This window comes from Streptomyces sp. NPDC042364, from assembly GCF_056437585.1.
In genome coordinates this window covers 494,403-510,532 of sequence record NZ_JBWKAJ010000004.1, presented here as the reverse complement: position 1 = coordinate 510,532, position 16,130 = coordinate 494,403, and the positions used below count along the sequence as shown (strand labels likewise).

General features: G+C 72.1%; 19 protein-coding genes and 1 pseudogene. 10 read left to right on the top strand and 10 right to left on the bottom strand.

Annotated features, from left to right (window positions below; translation table 11 throughout):
• Positions 1-153 precede the first annotated feature (153 nt).
• Positions 154-2,121: an Ig-like domain repeat protein gene (locus AC067N_RS11760; RefSeq protein ID WP_478678704.1), complete on the bottom strand. Its 1,968-nt coding sequence runs from the start codon at positions 2,119-2,121 to the stop codon at positions 154-156.
• A 167-nt stretch (positions 2,122-2,288) separates the two neighbouring features.
• Between AC067N_RS11760 and AC067N_RS11755 the strand changes: the two genes are divergently transcribed.
• The 3 genes from AC067N_RS11755 (at position 2,289) to AC067N_RS11745 (ending at position 4,381) form a co-directional block, all read left to right on the top strand.
• The gene (locus AC067N_RS11755; protein ID WP_478678703.1) at positions 2,289-3,137 is read left to right on the top strand and encodes a helix-turn-helix domain-containing protein; all 849 of its coding nucleotides are present in this window, start codon (positions 2,289-2,291) and stop codon (positions 3,135-3,137) included.
• On the top strand, positions 3,097-3,369 hold the full coding sequence (locus tag AC067N_RS11750) for a DUF397 domain-containing protein (RefSeq protein ID WP_478678702.1): 273 nt from the start codon (positions 3,097-3,099) through the stop codon (positions 3,367-3,369). Before AC067N_RS11755 ends, AC067N_RS11750 begins: the two co-directional genes overlap by 41 nt.
• A 244-nt stretch (positions 3,370-3,613) precedes the next feature.
• Positions 3,614-4,381, top strand: a complete 768-nt coding sequence (locus tag AC067N_RS11745) for an alpha/beta fold hydrolase (protein ID WP_478678701.1) — start codon at positions 3,614-3,616, stop codon at positions 4,379-4,381.
• A 14-nt stretch (positions 4,382-4,395) separates the two neighbouring features.
• On the opposite strand, the gene AC067N_RS11740 is transcribed toward AC067N_RS11745, so the two are convergent.
• Complete coding sequence (locus AC067N_RS11740) at positions 4,396-4,740, bottom strand: MerR family transcriptional regulator (RefSeq protein WP_478678700.1); 345 nt, start codon at positions 4,738-4,740, stop codon at positions 4,396-4,398.
• Between the two features lie 507 nt (positions 4,741-5,247).
• On the opposite strand from AC067N_RS11740, the pseudogene AC067N_RS11735 reads away from it, so the two are divergent.
• A pseudogene (locus tag AC067N_RS11735) lies at positions 5,248-5,475 on the top strand (Uma2 family endonuclease); the annotation flags it as partial.
• 42 nt (positions 5,476-5,517) lie between these two features.
• Here AC067N_RS11735 and AC067N_RS11730 read toward each other — a convergent pair.
• Positions 5,518-5,757: a hypothetical protein gene (locus AC067N_RS11730; protein ID WP_478678699.1), complete on the bottom strand. Its 240-nt coding sequence runs from the start codon at positions 5,755-5,757 to the stop codon at positions 5,518-5,520.
• A 78-nt stretch (positions 5,758-5,835) separates the two neighbouring features.
• Here AC067N_RS11730 and AC067N_RS11725 point away from each other — a divergent pair, with 78 nt between their 5' ends.
• Entirely contained in the window at positions 5,836-7,179 is a 1,344-nt protein-coding gene (locus AC067N_RS11725; protein ID WP_478678722.1) for a helix-turn-helix domain-containing protein, read from the top strand.
• Between the two features lie 48 nt (positions 7,180-7,227).
• On the opposite strand, the gene AC067N_RS11720 is transcribed toward AC067N_RS11725, so the two are convergent.
• The 4 genes from AC067N_RS11720 to AC067N_RS11705 form a co-directional block, all read right to left on the bottom strand.
• Entirely contained in the window at positions 7,228-8,034 is an 807-nt protein-coding gene (locus AC067N_RS11720) for a hypothetical protein (RefSeq protein WP_478678698.1), read from the bottom strand.
• Positions 8,031-8,660: a SigE family RNA polymerase sigma factor gene (locus AC067N_RS11715; protein ID WP_478678697.1), complete on the bottom strand. Its 630-nt coding sequence runs from the start codon at positions 8,658-8,660 to the stop codon at positions 8,031-8,033. Before AC067N_RS11715 ends, AC067N_RS11720 begins: the two co-directional genes overlap by 4 nt.
• 116 nt (positions 8,661-8,776) lie before the next feature.
• On the bottom strand, positions 8,777-9,355 hold the full coding sequence (locus AC067N_RS11710) for a hypothetical protein (protein WP_478678696.1): 579 nt from the start codon (positions 9,353-9,355) through the stop codon (positions 8,777-8,779).
• A 132-nt stretch (positions 9,356-9,487) separates the two neighbouring features.
• On the bottom strand, positions 9,488-9,652 hold the full coding sequence (locus AC067N_RS11705; protein ID WP_478678695.1) for a hypothetical protein: 165 nt from the start codon (positions 9,650-9,652) through the stop codon (positions 9,488-9,490).
• Between the two features lie 143 nt (positions 9,653-9,795).
• Here AC067N_RS11705 and AC067N_RS11700 point away from each other — a divergent pair, with 143 nt between their 5' ends.
• The 3 genes from AC067N_RS11700 (at position 9,796) to AC067N_RS11690 (ending at position 12,359) form a co-directional block, all read left to right on the top strand.
• Complete coding sequence (locus AC067N_RS11700) at positions 9,796-10,299, top strand: SigE family RNA polymerase sigma factor (protein WP_478678694.1); 504 nt, start codon at positions 9,796-9,798, stop codon at positions 10,297-10,299.
• On the top strand, positions 10,289-10,999 hold the full coding sequence (locus tag AC067N_RS11695; RefSeq protein WP_478678693.1) for a L,D-transpeptidase: 711 nt from the start codon (positions 10,289-10,291) through the stop codon (positions 10,997-10,999). Before AC067N_RS11700 ends, AC067N_RS11695 begins: the two co-directional genes overlap by 11 nt.
• A 202-nt stretch (positions 11,000-11,201) precedes the next feature.
• On the top strand, positions 11,202-12,359 hold the full coding sequence (locus tag AC067N_RS11690) for a hypothetical protein (protein WP_478678692.1): 1,158 nt from the start codon (positions 11,202-11,204) through the stop codon (positions 12,357-12,359).
• Here AC067N_RS11690 and AC067N_RS11685 read toward each other — a convergent pair.
• On the bottom strand, positions 12,334-12,927 hold the full coding sequence (locus tag AC067N_RS11685) for a TlpA family protein disulfide reductase (protein ID WP_478678691.1): 594 nt from the start codon (positions 12,925-12,927) through the stop codon (positions 12,334-12,336). The genes AC067N_RS11690 and AC067N_RS11685 overlap by 26 nt on opposite strands.
• A 131-nt stretch (positions 12,928-13,058) precedes the next feature.
• Entirely contained in the window at positions 13,059-13,547 is a 489-nt protein-coding gene (locus AC067N_RS11680) for a DUF3515 family protein (RefSeq protein WP_478678690.1), read from the bottom strand.
• Between the two features lie 409 nt (positions 13,548-13,956).
• Between AC067N_RS11680 and AC067N_RS11675 the strand changes: the two genes are divergently transcribed.
• Positions 13,957-14,397 carry a hypothetical protein gene (locus tag AC067N_RS11675; RefSeq protein WP_478678689.1) on the top strand — a complete coding sequence of 147 codons (441 nt, stop codon included), beginning with the start codon at positions 13,957-13,959 and terminating at the stop codon, positions 14,395-14,397.
• Positions 14,398-14,662: 265 nt separating this feature from the next.
• On the opposite strand, the gene AC067N_RS11670 is transcribed toward AC067N_RS11675, so the two are convergent.
• On the bottom strand, positions 14,663-15,013 hold the full coding sequence (locus AC067N_RS11670) for a LuxR C-terminal-related transcriptional regulator (protein WP_478678688.1): 351 nt from the start codon (positions 15,011-15,013) through the stop codon (positions 14,663-14,665).
• A 240-nt stretch (positions 15,014-15,253) separates the two neighbouring features.
• On the opposite strand from AC067N_RS11670, the gene AC067N_RS11665 reads away from it, so the two are divergent.
• Positions 15,254-15,985: a hypothetical protein gene (locus tag AC067N_RS11665; RefSeq protein WP_478678687.1), complete on the top strand. Its 732-nt coding sequence runs from the start codon at positions 15,254-15,256 to the stop codon at positions 15,983-15,985.
• Positions 15,986-16,130: the final 145 nt, after the last annotated feature.

Sequence of the window (16,130 nt, the reverse complement as noted above, 5' to 3'; positions counted from 1 at the left end):
CTCCCCCCCCTCCCCGGCCGCCCCCCTCGTGGTGGGGGGGGGGGGGTGGGTGTACTTTCCCCCCCCGGGGGGGGGGGGGCCCCGGGGGGGGGCCGGGGGGGGGGCGGGGGGCGCCCCCCCCCCCCCCACGGCCGGTGCGGCTCAGCTTCTGCGTCAGCCGGTGAAGATGAAGTACTTCCAGGCGCCGTACGTCGTGGTGTTGACGTTGTCGCCGGAGGTCGTGTCGTGGTACTCGGAGCGGAAGCGGAAGCGGACGTTCGTGGTCGGGGTGCCGGTGAGCGTGACCTCGGAGACGCCGGCCGTGCCGAGCGCGAAGTACTGCGAGCCCGCGTCCCGCCAGGCGCCCTGGTAGTAGGCCTGGAGCTGGAGGCGCTGCTTGCGGCCCGGGTAGTACGTCATCGTCGTCTTCAGGACCGGGTCCTTGGACTGGCGGATGAAGTGGTACGTGTGGTTCCACGCCGACTGGGTCTTGTAGTGACCGCTGATCGAGGACGAGATCTTGACCTTGGTGTAGACGGTGTTGGTGACCGTCCTCGGCTTGTAGCGCGCGTCGCCCGCGAACTTCACGGACACCTTGGTGTCCCGCTTCAGGTCGAGGGTGGCCGAGAGGTTGCCCGAGGAGTTCACCGTGCCGGACTTGACCAGGGTGTTCGGCTTGTCGGAGCCGTACGGGTCGGCCCAGATCTCCAGCTTGCGGTTCTTGTAGGTGGTACCGAGGTGCGCCGTGAACGTGACGTCCGCGCCGTACGCGTAGGTGTTGCGGTTCTTGTTCAGCGTCAGCGTGGGCGTGGCGCGGGAGACCTCGACGGTGTCGGAGGCGGAGCCCGGCGCGTGGTCGGCGTCGCCCGCGTAGCGCACCGTGTACTTCACCTTGCCGCCGACGGTCGGGGTGTCGGAGAAGGAGTACGTGCCGTCGGCCGCGACCGTCACGTCCGCAAGGGCCTTGCCCGACGTGGACTCCAGGTCGGTGCGGGTCACCGTCAGCTTCACCCCGGCCGGGAGGGCCGCCTTCGAGGTGACCTTGCCCGTGACCGTGAGCTGCTTGGCGCGGGTGGCCGTGGCCGGGGCGTTCACGCTGATCGTGGTGGCGGCCTTGGTGGGGGCCTCCAGCACCCGCAGCGAGTACACGCCCTCGTCGTTGTACGTCACCGCGAACAGGCGGGACGCGTCCGGCGCCCAGCCCAGGCCGGAGTCGGGCAGTTCGTCGCCGCCGCTGCTGCCGCCGGTGTTCGGGAAGTCGTACTCCCGGACCGAGGTGGTGGAGCCCGGCTTGTAGATGTAGACGTCCGGCTCGTAGCTGCCGTCGATACCGGCCGCGACCGTGCCGTCGGGCGCCACGGCGACCGAGTTCGGGTAGGTGTCGCTGGCGTAGGTGCCGTCCGCCGTCAGGTCGGAGGTCTTGAACACCTGGTGGTGGTACGGGGCGCCGCTGGCCACGATGACGCGCTGCCCGTCCGGGGTGACCGCGAGGTCGCCCATGTTGGAGCCGCCGGTGTCCACGGCCGCCGTGCGGCTCGCGCCGCTCGACGAGACGTCGTACACGGCGAGCTTGCTGCCGCCGGGCTCACCCGCGGCCAGGGCGGCGGCGCCGGGTGCCGCGTCCAGGATCGGCGCGTAGTACCAGAGGTGGGTGGTGTCCTGGTCGAGGGCGACCACGGGCTCCTCGCCGGACAGGTCCAGCGAACCGAGGTCGCCGCTGCCGGCCGTGCCGTAGCCGAACCAGAGCTTGCCGCCGGCCAGCGCGACGCTCACCGGGGCGTCGCCGACGGTGTAGCGGGCGGACTCGGTGTTCGTCGCCGTGTCGACGGCCACGACGGCGTCCGCGTCCCGCACCGCCGCGTACAGCGTGCCGGAGTCCGCGGACAGCTCCAGGCCCTGGACGCCGGGCAGGTTCGTCAGCTGCTTGACGACGATGCCGTGGAAGTCGGTGACGACGATCTTGCCGCCCTGCGGGTCGCTGATGAAGACCCGCTGGTGGACGCCGTCCACCGCGATGTCCGCGCTCGACGCGACCGGAAGGACCATGGTGCTGTCGGCCGCCGCCGGGGCGGCCGTGCCGACCGCGAGCGCGGCCGAGCTGAAGAGGACTGCCAGCGCGGTGGCAGCCGGAAGAGTGCGCATACGCACGTTTTCGAACCCCCCGGAACGAAAAGCGAAAGAGCGCCGCGTCAGTCTGTTCGACTCGCGGGCAAGTGAGCGAAGACTAGGTCACGCCTCTGACAGGGGCGTCACGGGGGGTCCTTCCCGTTTCGGCCACGCTCCCGTGCTCGCGTGGTTACGCTCGGTGCATGTCGAACGTACGCCGACTGGACCCCAGTGCCTCGCCGTTGGACTACTTCGGCTCGGAGCTGCGCCGCCGCAGAGAGGAGGCGGGCCTGACGCAGGGGGATCTGGGCTCAGCGATCTTCTGCACGGGTTCGTTGGTGGGGCAGATCGAGACGGGCGCGAAGGTTCCGAGCCGAGACCTGGCCGAGCGCCTGGACGCGGCGCTGATGACGGACGGGTTCTTCTCGCGGTTGGTGGGGCTGGTGCTGCGCAGCCAGTTGCCGACGTGGTTCCAGCCGTTCGCGGAGATGGAGGCGAAGGCGGCGTACATCTCCACGTACCAGTGTCAGCTGGTGGACGGGCTTTTCCAGACCGAGGCGTACGCACGCGCGGTGCTGGGTGTGGAACAGCGGGACAAGCTCGACGAGATGCTCGCGGCGCGGATGGAGCGCCAGCGCATTCTGCGGCAGGAGCAACCGCCGATCTTGTGGACGGTGCTGGACGAGGCCGTCCTGTACCGGGAGATCGGCGGCCGAGCGGTCATGCGGGAACAGCTGGCCCACCTGCTCGGCTTCTTCGGGCGTCCTTGGACGGAGTTGCAGGTGCTTCCGTTCTCGGTCGGCCAGCACGCCGGCATGATGGGGTCCTTCACTCTTCTGCGGTTCGACGACGACCCTGACCTCCACTACAGCGAGAGCTACGACCAGGGCCATATGACGGCCAATCCGCAAGTAATCAGGGAGCGTTCGGTCGGTTACGCTCGCTTGCAGGCCGAAGCACTCTCCCCCAGGGAGTCGGCGGCGTTGATCGCCCGCGTGATGGAGGAACGCTATGAGGAGCAGCCCGGATCTGACGCGCGCTCAGTGGCGTAAGTCGTCGTACAGCGGGAGCAGCGGCGGCCAGTGCGTCGAATGCGCCCCCCTCGGCACCGCCCAGTGGATCAAGTCCTCCCGCAGCGGCAGCAACGGCGGCGAATGCGTCGAAGTGGCCCCCCTGACCCCCCACATAGCCATCCGCGACTCCAAGAACCCCGAAGGCGGCATCCTCACCCTGTCGGCCGCGGCCTTCTCCGTCTTCCTGGACCACGTGTCGGGCGACCGATAGCCGTCGCTGGTCCTCAACTCATGCTGGCAAGGCCGATTCACAGGCGAACGGAATCCGGTGCTCGCTCACGTTCGCCAGGGTCTGGCGGCGGCACCCTCACCGTCTCGGCGGCTGCCTTCTCCCCCTACCCGTCGCCTGGATCACGTCCCGGCCGACCGGCGCAGCGTCACCTGGGGCCCGTCTCGTCCGTGAGCAGGTGGGCGGTGGCGATAGGTTCTCCCGTGTCCGAGCGAAGGGGGAACGCGTGCGCGACGCCGTGGTGACGGAGGCCGGGGACCGGATCCGGTGGGTGGAGCTGGCGGGGGAGGAGCCCTGCCGGGTGTATGTGCACGGGCTGGGCGCGTCGTCCGGGCCGTACTTCACGGCCGTGGCGACGCACCCCTCGCTCGCCGGGCGGCGGACGCTCCTCGTCGACATGCTGGGGCACGGGATCAGCGACCGGCCGACGGACTTCGACTACTCCCTGGAGGCGCACGCCGACGCGCTCGCCCGTGCGCTCACCGCCGCCGGTGCCGGCGGCGTCGAGCTGATCGCGCACAGCATGGGCGGGTCCGTGGGGATCGTGCTGGCGTCACGGCACCCGGAGCTGGTGTCGAAGCTGGTGATGATCGACTCGAACCTCGATCCACTCGTGCCCGCGCCCGGCGCCGTCGGCAGCAACGGCATCGCGGCCTACTCCGAGGAGGAGTTCCTGGCCGGCGGCCGGGAGGAGTTCGCCGGGCCGGCCGGTGCGCAGTGGTGGGCGACGATGCGGCTGGCCGGTCCGGAGGCGCTGTACCGCAGCGCCGTCCGGCTCGCCCGCGGTACCCGGCCCACCATGCGCGAGCTGCTCCTCGCTCTGAAGATCCCGCGTACCTATCTGTACCCAGGGGCGGACGGCCCCCTCCCGGGAGCCGACGCCCTCGCCGCGTCCGGTGTGGCCGTCGTGCCCGTCCCGGACTGCGGCCACAACGTCATGCTCGACAACCCGGAGGCGTTCGTACGCGCCACGGCGGCAGCACTGGCCGACTGACGGGGCCGCCCCGGTCAGGCCGTGGACTTCGTCGGGGACGCGCCGCCCCGCGCGCGCAGCTCCTCGTTGATGCGCTGTGCCTCCTCGAGCTGGTCCTCGAGGATGACGATGCGGCAGGCGGCCTCGATGGGGGTGCCCTGGTCGACGAGCTCACGGGCCCGGGCGGCGATGCGCAGCTGGTAGCGCGAGTAGCGGCGGTGGCCGCCTTCGGAGCGCAGCGGGGTGATCAGGCGGTGTTCGCCGAGGGCGCGGAGGAAGGCGGGTGTGGTGCCGAGCATCTCGGCGGCCCGGCCCATGGTGTACGCGGGGTAGTCGTCATCGTCGAGATTGCCGGTGAGACGGGAACTGGCAGGGGGCATAGACCTCTTCTTTCGGGGACATGTCGGGGGGCTCGGGTGCCGTGCGGCACCCGAGCCCCGAGCTTCTAACACCATCTGACGGCTACCGGCGCATTGCGCCGGGCTTCTTGTCCGCAGGTTCCGCCTCGGCGGGCGGGGGCTGCGGGGATCGCGGATGCGTGACCGGGGACCACCTTCCAATCCGGGGCCTGCGGTGACCCGGGCGGACTGCTTCCTCGCCCGGGCGATCCTGATGGCGTCTGCTCCTTACCTTCGGTTGTGCGGTCGTACTTCTGGATGTAGCGGTACTGCTTGTCCTGCTTGCACGGCAGTTCATGTCTGCCGCGCCCTCTTCGACTCAAGGGGTACAGAAAGAACGGTAGCTCGCCGGCAGAGCAATGTCTACCGTGACCGCTATAGATTTTTTGGCGGAGGTCGGGCGAGGATTTCTGTCGACCGCCTGTTCGGATATGGGCGCTGGGTGCGGACCTGTAACGCAGCTTCGGCGACAAGGAGGAGTGGCACGACGCCTCCTGCGTGCCCCTCGTCGCCGAGGTCACCTCCGTCGGCACCGCCGAGCGCGACCGGGAGAAGAAGATCCACGGCTATGCGCGTGCCGGTATCCCCCTCTACCTGCTGATCGACAGGGAGCGGGGCGAGGTGGTCGTCCACTCCGGACCCTCGGGGGACGACTGCGCCAAGGGTTCCGCGTACAAGCTCGGGCTCGCCGTGTCCCTGCCTCAGCCCCTGGGGTTCGAGCTGGACACGGCCGAGTTCCGAGCGAACCGACGGACGCCGTCAGCGCGGGACGGCGTTGGCCACGGTCATCAGGGCCGTCACCGCCAGCAACGCGGCGGCCAGGGGGCGGGTGTGGCGGGTGAGGAGTTCTCGGAGCACGGCGACCTCGCAGCGGCTGCGGCGGCAGCGGGGGCGGCTGCCGGCGATGGGCTGGTGGCTGAGCGGCGGAGGAGTCGAGGCACTGAACGCGTGGTCGAACACGCGCAGCGCGACGCTCAACGTACGGCGTCGGCCTGCCAACGGCAAGAGTGCCTGGGGCAGTTGGGGTAAACCGGCCGGCACAAGCGGGCTTACTGGCATGCTTACGTCATGGCAGGTATGGCCGAGCGTGACGACCCCGAGGTCATAGGGCGCAGAGTGCAGCAACTGCGGACGGAACGCGGCCTCACACAAAGGCAGTTGGCGGAGCCCGCGTACACCCCCGCATACATCTCCACCCTGGAGGCCGGACGCGTCCGTGCCTCGGAACCCGCCCTGCGGCACATCGCCGAGCGGCTCGGCGTCGGATTCGACGAACTGGCCACCGGACGGCCCGCAGGCTTCGCCACCGAGCTGCGGCTGCGGCTCACCGGCGCGCAGCGCACCCTCGCCACCGGTGCCACGGAGGCCGCCGCCGAGGCCTTCGAGTCCGTGCTCGCCGAGGCCGACCAGCACGGTCTGGTCGCGGAACAGGCCGACTCCCTCCTCGGCCTCGGCGAGTGCGCGCTGGAGACCGGCGACCTGGAGACCGCACGGCTCCGCTTCGAGCAGGCCGAGCAGCGGCTCGGCGACGCCCCGCTCCCCGTCCGGGTCCCCGCCCTGCGCGGCCGGGCCGTCGCCCACTACCTCGCCGGCGAACTCCGCTACTCCTGCTACCTGTTCGAGTCCACCCTCGACGAGCTGAACCGCAACGGCCTGCACGACCCCGACGCGCTGCTCCTCCTCTACACCGGCGTCATCGCGCCCTACATGGACATGGGCGCCCACGCCCGCGCCGCCCAGGCCGCCGAGCTGGCCCTCGCTCTGGCCCCGCGGTCCGGGGACCCGGCTCTCGTCGCCCGGATGCACCGGTCCGTCGCCCGCACGATGATCGCCGAGGGGCGCATGGCCGAGGCCGACGCGTCCCTCGCCAAGGCCTCCGAGCTGTACCGGCAGCTCCAGATCCGCACCGAGCTGGCCAACTGCCACTGGATGCGCGGCTACCTGCACGCCCAGAACGGCGACTACGAACGCGCCGAGGCCGAGCTGCGCGAAGCCCGCCGCATGCTCTCCGCCAAGCGAGCCGACCTCTACACCAGCCAGGTCGCCGTCGAACTCGCCGACGTCCTGCACCGACGCGGCAAGTCCGAGGAGGCCGCCGAACTCCTCCACGAGGTCCTCGCCGGCCTCAACTCCGAACGCGGCGCCCTGCACTCGGCCGCCGCCCACCGTCTCCTCGGCATCATCGCCGAGGACACCCGGGACACCGAGGCCGCCGAGGAGCACTACGTCCGCGCGCTGAGCCTGCTGGAGCGGGCGGGAGCGGCGGGCGACCTCGCCGACCTGTGCCGTCTGCTGGGCGACCTGTTCCGCCGTACGGGCCGGGTCGAGGCCGCCCTCGACGCCTACCGCACCGGCCTCGGGCACCGTACGGCCCCGGGCACCACCACCCTGGGCCCCGCCCCCGCACAGCCCCCGCTCTGACCCGTCCGGGGCCCGGCGAGGGCGGACCCGGGGTGCGGCGGAGGCCGGTCAGCCGCCGAAGTCCATCTCCGCGATGACCTCGTCCTCGCCGTCGTAGACCGTGACCTTGTGCACCGGGTCCTCGAGGTCCAGGGAGCGGGCCGTCCCCTCGGGGACCTTCACCCGGCCGTACCAGACGCCCCAGCTGGTGTTGCCCCGCAGCCGCAGGACCGTGCCGTTGACCGCGGTGCCGTCGTAGGCCCTGATCTCGACGCGGGCGGCGGCGGTGCGCACACCGTAGAAGAGACCGGAGACGGTGTAGCCGCCGCCGGCCGTGCCGGAGCCCTGCATCGAGACGCCGGGCTCGGAGGCGTCGAGGTTGCCGTCGACGACGCTGCGGAACTCCTCCACCGGGGTCACGCCCGGCTCGGGTTCCGGGGTGATCCAGTGCTTGCCCTCGGCCGTCAGCCAGTACTCCGAGCCGTCCTCCGCGGTCACCCGCTCGCCCGGTGCCAGGACCCGCACCTTCCCGGCGGGCGGCTCGGACGGAGCCGGCGAGGACCGGGTGGCGGCGGGGGCCGACGCCGGCGGTGCCATCGGCTCGACGGACTCCGCGGGGCCGTCGGGGCGGAAGGCCAGGACGAGGAGCGGGAGCAGCAGCAGGCCGCAGCCGGTGCTCAGCGCGGCGGCCCGGCGGCGCAGCCGCCGCCGGCGGCCGTCGCGGCGGATGGCCTCCAGCGGCACGGGCGGCGGGGCGATGTCGTACGCGGCCGCGGCGAACACCTCGCGCAGCCGCCGCCCGGTCCGAGTGGCGGCGTCCTCGTCGCCGGCTCCGGTGCCGGTGGGGTCGTCGGTCCCGGCGGTCGGGTGGTTCATGGGCGGGCTCCGGGGACGGGCGAGCGGGGCGACGGGGGGACGGGGGCGGCGCTGGACCGGCCGCCGGCGGCGGTGCCGGTGGCGGTCGTGGCGGTCCCGCCGTCCTCGGCGGACGCGGCGGTGAACACGGGGTGGGCGCGCAGGGCGGCCAGTCCGCGCCGGAGATGGGTCTTGACCGTACCGAGTGAGCAGCCGAGCAGCTGGGCGATCTCGGTCTCGCCGAGGTCCTCCCAGAACCGCAGCACCAGCACGGCCCGCTGCCGTGCCGACAGCGCCGCCAACGCCTGGTCGAGCGCGGCCCGTTGGGCGACCGACTCGGCGTGCCCGGCCTGCCGCTCGTGCACCCGCTCGGGCAGGAACGGGGTCAGCAGATGGGCCACGCGTCTCTTGCGTACCCGGCTGATGTTGTTGTTGACCAGCGAGCGCCGTACGTAGAAGTCGACGTCGTCACGCGGTATGCGCCGCCAGCGGGCGTACACCTTGGCCAGCGTGGTCTGCACCAGATCCTCGGCCTCGTGGAAGTCGCCGGTCAGCATGTGCGCGGTGCGCACCAGACGGGGCCAGGCGGCGGTGGCGTACGCGGTGAAGTCGCCGTCCTCGGGCGATCCGGGTTTCTCGTGCGGCACGGACGGCGGTCCTCGGGGTCGGGAACGTGGGGGAGGGTGCCGTGCGGGCGGGGAGTGGTCAGGTCCAGTGCCCGCACGGTCACTTCGATGCCGGCGGCACCGGTGGAGGCGCCGGGTCAGACCCCCGGGATCCGGAGCTGGGAGTAGACCCGGCCCTTGGTGTCGTAGACGGTGACGCCGCGCAGGAAGTCCTCGCCGGAGTCGTCGGCGGGCAGCGGGGTCGTGGCGTACCAGACGCCCCAGCCCGGCTTCCCGGCCAGTTCGATCAGCTTGCCGTGGACCGTGCCCTCGCTCGTGCCCACCTGGACGCGGGAGGCGGTGCCCTTGCCGCCGTAGTAGATCCCGGAGAGGTGGTAGACGCCCTCGTGGCCGCCCGCCTGGAGCGAGACGCCGGGCCGGCTCAGGTCGATGTTGCCGTCGACGACGCTGCGGAACTGCGGGAAGCCGGGCAGGTCGGGCTCCACCCAGTGCTTGCCCTCGGCGGTGAGCCACAGCTCGAAGCCCGGCGCGGCGACGACGTGCTCACCGGGCCTGACGATCTTCGGCGTCGGCGCCTTCCTCGCGGCGGCCGCCTCGGCCGCGACCGCCGCGCCGTGCGCCGTCTCCCCCCGCGAGACGGCGTACGACAGCGTCGGTGTCCCCGCCAGCAGCGTGGTCAGCGCTGCGACGGCGACGTACTTGTGCATCCGTGCCATGGACATGAACGGACAACCCCCAGAGATGTGCCGTGTTGCTCTGTTGTTCTGACACCCCGTAAACCCCCGTGCCGTGCGAGCCGGATGACACGCGGGACGAAGAAGTTTCCGGACGGGGTTCCCGGGCGGCGGTCAGTGGCGCACCGGGATGTGCCGGGCCGTGGAGATCTCGCTCGGCCCTTCGTCCCGCACCCCCTCTCCGCTGTTCGAACAGGCCGCCAGCAACAGGACGCCGAGCGCCCCCGCGGCGAGCACACGGGCGAGACGTCGGCGGACCCGCGCCGCTCCCGAAGCCATTGGTTCCCCCTGCGTTGAGTCCTCTGTGTGTTTCGATGTCCGGCGTACGTGGCGTACGTCCGGGACCTGTACGCACGACGGGGGCGACCGGGTTGCACAGCGGCCCAGGGGACTTGGGGGTCCCTATCGATGACGGCGGGGACATGACCGAGGAAGAGTTCGACGCGTTCTACACCGCCGCGTTCCCCCGGCTGACCGGCCAGCTCTTCGCCTTCACCGGGGATCACGGCGAGGCGCAGGACGTCGTGCAGGAGGCGTTCGTCCGGGCCTGGGACCGGCGGCGGGAGTTCCTCGCGGACGGGGCGCCCGAGGCGTGGATACGGACGGTGGCGATGCGGCTCGCGGTGAGCCGGTGGCGGCGGGCGCGCCGCTGGCTGGAGCTGATGCGCCGGAATCCGCCCCCGGAACACGCCCCCGGCCCCGAACCGGAGCGGGCGGTGCTGGTGGACGCGCTGCGGAAACTGCCCGAGGCACAGCGCATGGCGGTCGTCCTGCACCATCTGTGCGATTTGAGTGTCGAGCAGGTAGCCTCCGAGACCGGTGCGCCCGTGGGCACCGTCAAGGCCAGGCTGTCCCGCGGCCGGGCGGCACTGGCACGCGAACTGGCCCCCGGCGAGGGCGAGAAGGAGCACGGCCGTGTCCGATGAACTCACTTGCCGTCTGCGGGAGTTGGCGGAATCCGCCGAGGTGCCGCCGCTTGTGTCCGGCGCCGGTGTGCGTGCCGTCGCCGTACGCCGCCGGCACCGTCGCCGGACGACCGCGTTCCTCGCCGGGGGCTGCGCGGCGGCGACCCTGGCCGCCGTCGTCACCGTGCAGGTCACCGGCGGCGACACCGGTCACCGCGCCGAACGGCGCTCGTCCGCGCTCGCGAGTCCCCGCCCGGTCGGGACGCCCACCCCGGCCCCGTCCGAACCCGCCCGCCACGTCACGGTCGACCTGTCCCGCCGGGTCCTCACCCTCGCCGGACGGGAACTCCCCATCTCCGCAGGCACCGCCAAGACCCCCACCCCGACCGGCGTCATGACCGTCACCGGGAAGGACGCCGTCAAGCTGGTCACCGCGGAGGCCGTCGGCTTCTCCGACCCCTACCGGGTGCGTCTGCGCTGGGTCCTCGAACTGACCCCCGTGGACGCGGCGGGCACCGACGCCCCCGAGACGTCCCGCGCGGGTACGTACATCGCCGCCGTCGACTCCGAGGAGAAGGCCCCCGGCAACCACGACACCACCCCGGGCTGGATCGCCCTCGGCCGCACCGACGCGGCCTGGCTCTACGAGCAGCTCGCGGCAGGCACGGTGGTGGACATCCGCGACCCGTCGCTCACCCCCACCCCGACGAAGGCACCGTGACCGGGCGCCCGCGTCCCGCACAGGGCCGGTCCCGAAAGGGCTGGGGAAGCACCGCGACTCGAGGGTGCCCAGAAGGTCAAGGCGGCGCGCCGTGGGACGGCGCCGTACGGCGCCGCTCACCCGTACGTCCCCCCTCGGCTGGTGGCACGGGCCGGGCGGTGCTGCGGTGGAGCCAAACGCCGTGTTCCCGAAAGGCTCCGCCATGCGCCGTCGTACGTGGCCTCGTACGTCTCGCCCCACGTCCCGTACCTGCCGTGTCCTCGCCCGGCTCCTGGGCGCCGGGCTGCTCCTCGGCACCGCGGCGGCCTGTGCGGCCGACCGGGCCGGACCGCCGCGCGGCTTCCCCGAGGCCGCCGTCGACGAGGCCACGCTGCCCGCCTCACCGACCGCCAGGCCCGCGGCGAGCGCCCTCACCGACGCCCGTGCCCGCAGCGCGCTGCTCCGCGAGGCCGACCTCGGCGGCGCCTGGTCCGGCACCCAGGGCGCGGCAACCTGGCGGGACGGCTTCCTCAAGGGCCGCACCGACCGCCCCGAGTGCCAGGAACTCCTCGACGCCTTCTACGCCGAGGACCTGCTCGGACAGCCCCAGGGCGGCCGGGCCGTCACCGGCTTCGACGACTACGAGTACGGCTCCCAGCTGCGCTACCAGGTGGGCGCCTACGGCAGGGACCAGGTCGACGAACGGCTCGACCACTTCGCCCGGCTCGCCGAGGAGTGCCGCGAGTTCACCATCACCGGGTTCGAGGACCGCGAGTACGCCGCCCAGGTCACCCCCGTCGACCTCCCCGGCGGCATCGGCGACGCCCGGCAGGGCCTGCGACTGGTCGTCATCGGCGACGTCGACGGCGAGGAGGGCGCCCTCACCCTCGACCTCGCCGCGGTCCGCGTCGGTGACACCGCCGTCCTCCTCACCCACGGGGGCCTCTACGGCATCGACGACACGGCCACCGGCGAGGCCGCCCGCGCCGGCGCCGAGCGGCTCCGGCAGGTCCTCGCCGGGAAGAAGACGGAGAAGGGCGAGGCGAAGAAGGGCGATGCGAAGAAGGAGGAGACGAAGAAGGGGGAGACGGGGAAGCGGGCGACGGAGCGGGACGAGGCGGAAGGCGGCCGGGAGGACCAAGGCGCCGAGGGAACCGGGCAGGACGAGACGGGTGCGGGTCGGGAGCCCTCGGACGAGTACGCCGACCCGGCCCCGGACGGTGAGAGCGACGGCTCCGTGGAGGAGCCCGTCGAGGAGGGCGGCACCGACCCGGCCGTTCCGGACGGCTCCGGCGACCCCTACTACCCCTATGACTCCGCTGACTCCTCGGACGGGTACCGGGAGGAGGCCCTGGCTACTTCTCCTTCAGGATCGGCGTGACGGCGTCCCGCACGTCGTCCTCGCTCACCGGGATCTGGATCGCCCCGGCGATCCGGCCCTCGCGGTCGATGTAGAGGGTGAAGGGGAGGATCTGCGGGTTCACCAGGCCGCGCGGCAGCTTCAGGAACCGCTTGCCGCCCGGGTCGTGCAGGCTCGGGTAGGAGAGCCCCAGCTCCTTCTGGAAGGCGAGGGCGTTCTTCCGGCCGACATCGGTGCTGACCCCCAGCACCCGTACACCCTGGTCCTTCAGCTCCCGCTGCACCCGGTCCAGCGCGGGCGACTCGGCACGGCAGGGGCCGCACCAGGTGGCCCAGGCGTTCACGACGACGACGTCGCCCCGGTAGTCCGAGAGGCGGACCGGCCGGCCGTCGACGGTGGTGCCGGAGAAGTCGGGCGCGTCCTCGCGCTGGGCCACCGGAACGCGCCGGAGGGCTGACCCCGGCGACTGCTCGGACTGTCCCGCCCCGCGCGCGTCGGTGCGGAGCGTCTTCGTCGCCGTGCAGCCGGAGAGCACGACACCGGCCGCGATCGCGCACACGACGGTCCGCGAGATCCTCTTCGTCGCCACCCCGTGTCCCCACTCCGTGCCCCGGCCGCCCTGACCGGGTCCGTGCTCCACAGCCTAAGGGGTCCTCTCACCATGAGTGCCGGGGCCGGCCCCTGGCGTGGTGATGGGAAGGGCTCGCCCGGCAGCGGCCGCTACGGGGTGTCCGCGGGGGAGAGGCACTCCCCGCTCTGCTCGATGGGCCTCACGACGCCGGACAGGCCGACCAGGACCGCGTCGGTGGCGGCCCGGTCGGGGGCGACCTGGACCTCGACGGAGGGCTCGCGGCCGTAGGTGATCAGCAGCTGTCTGCCCTCGCGCCGCTCGCCCGCGCGCCACACCCAGTCCACGCCGTCGACCTGGGTGCAGGGGTCGGCGGTGGGGGTCGCCCGGGGGAATCCGCAGCGCGCGACGATCGCCCCGTCGCCCCACACGGCGGCGCTCTTCGTGTCGGTGTCCGCCCGGTCCAGGCCGGCCAGCCGGTCCGGGTACGCCGCGCTGACCCGGGCGCAGGCGGGATCGTCGGCGCGGGGGGCGGCGGGGAAGCCGTAGGACGGCTCGCCGAGCACTCGCACCGTGACCGCGGCGGCGGCGACGAGCGCGACGGCGCCGGCGGCGAGGGTGATACGGGTGCGGCGAAGCATGACGGGATCGTACGGCGGCCGGGTGCGGACGCTGCGGGCGGGTCCGCGGGGATGGGGTGACACGTTGCACCTTGGGGCAGTGCCCCAAGAGCCAATACCCCTCCCCACCAGCGGAAATCTAGGCTCCTGGTGATCCGGATACGCGATCGCGAAGGGGGCGTGGTCGAGGGGGCGTGCGTGGTCATGGTGGGGAACGGGGGAAAGAGGGGCTGGTGCTCGCGGGTCTCGCGGGTGTGCTGCCGACGGGTGGGGCGACACCGGGGGCCGGCGGCTTCCGCGGGGGCGCCGAACGCCCTCTGGGGGATGGGCGCGCGGCCCGCTGAGAGACTCCCGTCGTCCTTCGGCCGACCGCTGAGGGGGCCGTCGCCGGTCGACCGCCGGTGGCGAGCGGACGTGAGGAGCGCGTGGCATGTTGACTCCGTGGGGCCGAGCGGCCGGGTACGCGGCCCTGGTCACCCTTCCTTCCTGGCTCTGGGGAGCGCTCGTGGTGAACGTGGGCGGTGGCTTCTCCCTCTCCGGCATCGGCTCGGAGATGATCGCCGGGGGCGGTCTGCTCTTCCCCGCCACGGCCGTCGTCGTGCTGACGGTCGTGCGGAAGGCGCTCCCGGCGCTGTCCCGCCGGCGCACCGTGACGATCGACGTCTCGGTCTACGCGTTCCTGGTGCTGGTGTGCGCGGTGGTGAGCGGGACGTGGGGCGACGGCGGGCTCGCGGAGGCGGTGGACTGGGCCTTCGTGATGATGACCGTCGCTCTGTTCGATCTGCAGTTCGTGATGGCGATGGGCTTGAGCGCCTGGGGCTACGACCGGCTCGTGCCGACGGTGCCCTCGGGCGGGGCGATCCGGACCTGAGCGGGGGCCCGCCGTTCGGCGGGCCCCCAACCCACAGGTCAGCTTCGTGTGCCGGACCCCGGTCCGGGTCTGGCCGTGACACATATGGCTTCGGACATTCGACGCATATTCATATTCACCCCGTAGGTCGTTTCCGTCGCTGATGGGTTGGTTGGTGTGTGCCGCTGTGGAGAGTCGAAATTTCCACAAGTGAACGTTTGGTCCGCGCCGTGCAACGCCCTGGGGGAACTGTGGTCGTGGGCGCTGGGCCGGTCGCGGCCGGCGCTCAGACCGCGGATGCCCCGACGAGGCGGGACGACAGCGGCGCGGCCGAGCCGCACGCGCACCGGGGGTCGGCGCACAGCAGCTCGTGGGCGAGGACGGAGAGCACGGCGACCTGAAGCCGGGTCTCCTGCTGCAGCTTCTCCACTATTCGGGCGACATGTGCTTTCACCGTCCGCTCGGCGATGCCGAGTTCACGGGCGAGCTGCCGGTTTCCCAGGCCCGTCCCCAGCAGGAGCAGGACTTCCTTCTCCCGGTCCGTCAGCGTCTTGAGCCTGCTGATGTCCCGAACCGGATCGGCCCCCGTGCGCCGGTAGGCGCAAGCGGTGTCTCCCGCATCAGACCTCTTGGTCATGGGTCTGTCCTTCCCGATGCCGCTTTTCCCGACAGAGCCCCGTGCCCCGGGTGCAGCGGCGATCTCCCCCCAACTTAGCGTCCGCTACTGACAAGAAGAACCCTGTAATGACACGGCCACGTCACAGTAGGGGGATCCCCCGAGGTCACTGTCCGAAGAGACAATTTCGGTCAACTGAACCGGTCCCTAGGCTCGTTGCCGAGCAGCACCAAACGGCACACCATCAACGGGGAGAACACTGTGCACAGCCGATTCGCCACGCGTCGCCTCGCCGCCGCAGCCGTCGCCGGAGCCGCCACCATCGCCGTGCTGGCGCCGGCCGCGTCCGCCGCCGAGTCCGGCCCGCAGCAGGGCGTACAGACGGTCGGGGCCCGGGCAACCGCCGGGAAGCTGCCGGCGAAGCTGTCGGTCGGCAGCTACGTCGCCTACCTCAAGGCCCAGAAGACGCCCGAGGCCAAGAGCACCCTGAAGAGCTTCTCCGCGCTGCCGGCGGCCAAGAAGGCCAAGTTCGTGGGGTACCTCCAGGACGGGAAGATCTACGGGTCCCTCTTCAAGCAGCTCAAGGGCACCGTCAACCGCCCGGTGACGAACGTCACCTCGTACAACGCGGACGTCAAGTTCGTCCACAGCGTGTCCTCGAAGGGCGGCCTCAAGGGCGGTCACCTGGTGACCTACACCGCGACCGAGAAGATCTACGACATCCCGGTCACCACCGAGAAGGTGACCCTCCGCTACAACGTGGTCAAGGGCAAGGTCCAGCGCAACGCCCGCGCCCAGGCCCAGGTCACCAACGTCAACGCCGCCTACGCCATCAAGGGCGGCCCGGTCAAGGTCGCCGTCAGGGGCATCGCCCGCGCCGACGTCACGTGGAAGGCCACGCCGCGGGTCCAGGCCGTCGGCAAGGCCGTGGCCAAGGACCAGGCCGTCACCGGTCACACCAAGACCTGGACCGCCCAGCTCATCCACGGCTGACGTCCGGTCTCCCTCACTCTCCCGGGGGAAGTGGTTCCCAACCTTCCCCCGGGAGCCCCAGCCTCCGGGACGCGCACGGCACCCTCAGGCCCTTGGTCAAGGCCGATCCCGTACCGGGGGGGGTGCCGTGTCGCGTTGCGGGTCC